Origin of the sequence: uncultured Veillonella sp. (genome assembly GCF_963534045.1) — a bacterium.
Taxonomy (GTDB): Bacteria; Bacillota; Negativicutes; order Veillonellales; family Veillonellaceae; genus Veillonella.
In genome coordinates, this window is sequence record NZ_CAUSQT010000076.1 from 1 (window position 1) to 4,421 (window position 4,421).

At 39.9% G+C, this 4,421-nt stretch carries 4 protein-coding genes and 1 pseudogene; all 5 read left to right on the forward strand.

Annotated elements, in window-relative coordinates; translation table 11 throughout:
- Positions 1 to 116: pseudogene (locus RYP29_RS08310) on the forward strand (N-acetyltransferase); the annotation flags it as partial.
- Between the two features lie 183 nt (positions 117 to 299).
- Positions 300 to 1,049, forward strand: coding sequence for a DUF969 domain-containing protein (locus RYP29_RS08315; protein ID WP_038149124.1), 750 nt, complete (start codon positions 300 to 302; stop codon positions 1,047 to 1,049).
- Position 1,050: 1 nt separating this feature from the next.
- A complete protein-coding gene (locus tag RYP29_RS08320) occupies positions 1,051 to 1,980 on the forward strand; it encodes a DUF979 domain-containing protein (protein WP_311533048.1) in 930 nt (309 codons plus the stop codon).
- Positions 1,981 to 2,033: 53 nt separating this feature from the next.
- Positions 2,034 to 2,687: a pyroglutamyl-peptidase I gene (gene pcp / locus RYP29_RS08325; protein WP_311533053.1), complete on the forward strand. Its 654-nt coding sequence runs from the start codon at positions 2,034 to 2,036 to the stop codon at positions 2,685 to 2,687.
- Between the two features lie 107 nt (positions 2,688 to 2,794).
- Positions 2,795 to 4,123, forward strand: coding sequence for an S-layer homology domain-containing protein (locus RYP29_RS08330; protein WP_311533051.1), 1,329 nt, complete (start codon positions 2,795 to 2,797; stop codon positions 4,121 to 4,123).
- Positions 4,124 to 4,421: the final 298 nt, after the last annotated feature.

Sequence of the window (4,421 nt, forward strand, 5' to 3'; positions counted from 1 at the left end):
AGGAACATCCATGGTTGCCTAAGATGTATGAATCCTTCGGATTTAAAGCTTATGATCAAGTACATTTTAGAGGAAAACAACATACAACAGTATTGTTTAAAAAAGACTTGATCTAATTGCGTTAAAAACGTGGAAGGGCTTTATAATCTATACACCTCGTGAGGAAATTCCTCATGAGGTGTATTTTTTTGTACAAGATAATGCAGAATTTTTACATTTGGATATATAATATATACATATATGTTATATCTATGCGTTCAGTTTTGAATGGTAGATGGTTTTTGAAAGGATGTGAGACTATGTTAGTCTTATCTGGTATTTTAGTGATGGTCATCGGTCTGATGCTGCGCTTTAATGCCTTGTTAGTTGTCGTAGCCGCAGGGTTTGTAACGGGCCTTGCAGGTGGTCTCAGTATCAACGATATCGTTGGTGCTATAGGGGAAGCCTTTGTTAAGAATCGTTATATGTCATTATTTATTCTAATTTTACCTGTTATTGGTCTTATGGAACGTCACGGTTTACGTGAACGGGCTGAAATTTTGATCAGCAAAATCAATGCTGCTACAGCAGGTCGTATCTTTATGATTTACCTATTTGTACGTCAAGTGACAGTAGCCTTTGGTATTAATATGTCAGGTATGGTTGCCATGGTACGCCCATTGATCGCTCCTATGAGTGAAGCAGCTGTAGCACAAGGTCGTCCTGTATCACAACGTACTCTCGATAAGGTGCGTGGCATTGCTGCTTCTGCAGATAACAGCGGTAACTTCTTTGGTCAAAACCTATTCCTTGCTGCCGGTGGGTTACTACTCATCAAGGGCGTTATGGAACAATTGGGGTATTCCGTTGAATTAACAGATATGGTGCTTTACGGATTGCCAACAGCCATCTGTGCATATATTGTTAACTTCATTCGTTTTATTATCTTTGATAAAACAATTCAAGCCTCTGTTGCTCGTGACGAAGCGGATATGAAGGCTGGTAAATTGGTACCAAATGAATTTAATATCCTCGTTACACCAGAAGAATTAAAGAAGGAGGCTGAATAATATGTTAGAACTTATCTATAAAATGCAGCCCTTAGATTATGTATACCTTCTCGTAGGGATTATCTTATTTATCTTTGCTATTCAATCATTCCTTGATAAGGAACATAAATATCGCATCGGTACAGGCTTATTCTGGCTCTTGTACAGTGTATCCTTTATCTTTGGTTCTTACCTTTCTAAAGAAATCAACGGTTGGCTCGTTATTGTTATGGCCGGAATTGTATTGGTAAAACAATTAGGCAAGGGTCACTATTTTGAATCTGCTATTGAATTCAAAAAGGGTGAAGCGGTTCGTATTGGTAATGTTATTTTCGTACCAGCCTTGCTCGTTGGTATTATCACATTCATCATTGGCTTCTTTACTAAATTAGGTGCCCTTGTAGGCCTCGGTATCGCAGCCATTATCGCTATGTGTGCCGCTCTTTACATTACTAAAGGTAAACTTAACCAAGGCTTCCACGAAGGTCGCCGCCTCATCGATGCTATCGGTTGGACCGCTATTTTATCCCAATTATTAGCAGCTCTTGGCTATCTATTTAATTTGGCTGGCGTTGGTAAAATTATCTCTGGTGCTGTGGCTAGTATAGTACCTGCCGATAATGTATTCCTCGTTGTAGTAGCATACTGTCTCGGCATGGTTATCTTTACCATGATCATGGGGAATGCTTTTGCTGCTTTTGCTATGATTACCAGTGCTATTGGTATTCCAATGCTCGTTGTAGCTCATGGTGCTAACCCAGCAGCTGTTGGTGCTATCGCTATGCTTGCAGGTTATTGTGGTACATTGATGACACCTATGGCCGCGAACTTTAACATCGTACCGGTGGCACTCCTTGAAATGCGCGATCAATACGGCGTTATTAAAGCGCAAATTCCAATTGCATTGGCTATGCTTGTATTGAATATTTTATTGATGTACTACTTTATTTAAGACCTTGTTCTGTGGTTGAACAATCTTTTGAAATATCCTTATGAGGTGTTATGATGAAAACTATTTTAATTACTGGATTTGATCCATTCGGTGGTGAACCTATTAACCCTGCATGGGAAGCGGTAAAAACGATGGATGGTTATACAGATGGCGATTATAAGGTGGTCACTCAAATGGTACCAACTGTACGTTATACATCTGTTGATACTGTGAAAGCAGCCGCTGAAAAATGCGAACCAGATTTCATTCTCTGCGTTGGTCAAGCTGGCGGTCGTACAGATATCACGGTAGAACGTGTTGCTATTAACTGCGACGATTTCCGTATTCCAGACAATGCCGGCAATCAACCAGAGGATGAACCAATCGTAGCTGATGGTCCTAGCGCATACTTTGCTACATTGCCTATTAAAAATATCGTCAATGCATTGCATCAAGCAAGCATTCCTGCCAAGGTTTCTAACACGGCTGGTACATTTGTATGTAATCACTTGATGTACGGCGTATGTCACTATGCAGCACAAAAGGGCAATATCAAGGCTGGTTTTATGCACATTCCATACTTGCCATCTCAAGTGGTAGATAAACCAAATCAACCTAGCATGGCTGTTGAAACCGTACGAGCTACATTGGAAACAATCGTTCACGTATTGGCTCATGGTGAAAGCTACGCCGCACAGGATATTACGTATACAACACCACATGAATAAGCGGCGTCTCTAATATGTTGTATCGTATTTACATAGTATTATGATGCTATGTAGGGAATATAGATTCATATAGTTTGATTGTGTATAGACGAGAGTGGGTTATCTCTATGAATAGAAAATTAGTAGCAAGTTTAGTTTCTTGTTTTATATTGGGTTCTGTTAGTGCCTATGCAGCGAATCCATTTAGCGATGTAGAGCCTTCTAGTTGGGCCTATCAATCGGTAGAACAATTGGCATCTGCTGGAATTATCAATGGCTATCCAGATGGGACTTTCAAAGGCAACAAAGATATTACGCGGTACGAAATGGCTCAAATGGTAGCGAAAGCCATGGCAAATCAAGACCGTGCGAATGCGGAACAACAAGCTATGATCAATCGCTTGGCTGATGAATTTAGCAATGAGCTTAATACATTGGGTGTACGTGTAGCAAAATTAGAAGATCAAGTGGGCAATGTGAAGGTAACAGGTAATTACCGTTTACGTTATCGCGGCAGCCAATTGAAAGATGACGCGTATGCTTATGGAAAGCATTCTTCCTTTGATTATCGGGCGCGTGTGATCTTTAATGCTAAGGTTAATGATAAAACCGATGCTGTTGTTCGTGTACAAGGTGCTGGTGAGCTCGGCAATAGCAATGCTAATGTTGCTAAGGTAAACCTTGCCTATGTAGACCATCATTTCGGAAAGGACACAACATTGCGCGTAGGTCGTCAATTATATACACCTGCACTAGGCCTTATGTATGATGACCTTATTGATGGGGCACGCCTCATGTACAAACATGGTAAGTTGGACGTATCCGCAAGCTATGGTTATTGGTGGGGTGGCGCAGGTACGTACCAAGATAAGGAAAATACCATTACAGCTGCTATGCTTGAAGTAAAGGGTAAACTTAATAAACATGTTACCCTTGGCGGTATGTATGGCCGATTCCATAATGGTAAATTATACCAAGGCCAAGATATTGATGCGGCTACAGGTAAACAAGTTAAATCCTTTATCGATTCCCCATACAAAAATATTTGGGGACTTAACGCGAATATGAACTTTAACCGTTGGAACGTATTTGGAGAATGGTTAACAGCACCAGGCATATCCAATTCCCAAGCTTGGATGGCTAGTGTAGGTTATGGTAACTACAATATTAGTAAAGCTCGTACCTATAGCGTACGCGGTCAATACTATTATGAAGAAGCAAACGCTCCTGTCTTCAGTAGCGCCTTTGCACCAGCATATAGCTTCTATAATCAACACTACGTAGATACAAAAAATGTAGCTCGTGTACGTAATGGTTACAAAGGCTTTGTGGCTAATGTAAACTATGTTCCATATAAAAACGTATCTATTGGTGCATACTATGGTTTTGCTAATAAAGATATGGATGGTAATCATTTAGGTGATTACTGGCGTACAGACGTGAACTTCATGTTCTAATCTCAGAATGTCCTATACATGTGATTCCAAAATTAGTACATGCCTGTAGTAATCTCAGAATGCCTATATATGTGCTTCTAGAATTAGAACAGGCCTGTACTAATTCTTAGAAAGGGTATATAGGGGTACTAAAAAATAGAACAGGCCTGTTCTATTTTTTAGAGGGGGATATACAAAATGTAATAAGAGGCTGTCATTATTGACAGCCTCTTTTGCTATTCTTAAGGTATATTAGGATGAATGAAATTGATGTATTTTTCGTCGAGAAGACGTATAAAATAAGCCGCTCGTTGTTGGA

Excerpts from the sequence above, each read along its gene's own strand:
- RYP29_RS08330 (WP_311533051.1), top strand. The coding sequence starts at position 2,795 with ATGAATAGAAAATTAGTAGCAAGTTTAGTTTCTTGTTTTATATTGGGT.
- pcp (WP_311533053.1), top strand. The coding sequence starts at position 2,034 with ATGAAAACTATTTTAATTACTGGATTTGATCCATTCGGTGGTGAACCT.
- RYP29_RS08320 (WP_311533048.1), top strand. The coding sequence starts at position 1,051 with ATGTTAGAACTTATCTATAAAATGCAGCCCTTAGATTATGTATACCTT.
- RYP29_RS08315 (WP_038149124.1), top strand. The coding sequence starts at position 300 with ATGTTAGTCTTATCTGGTATTTTAGTGATGGTCATCGGTCTGATGCTG.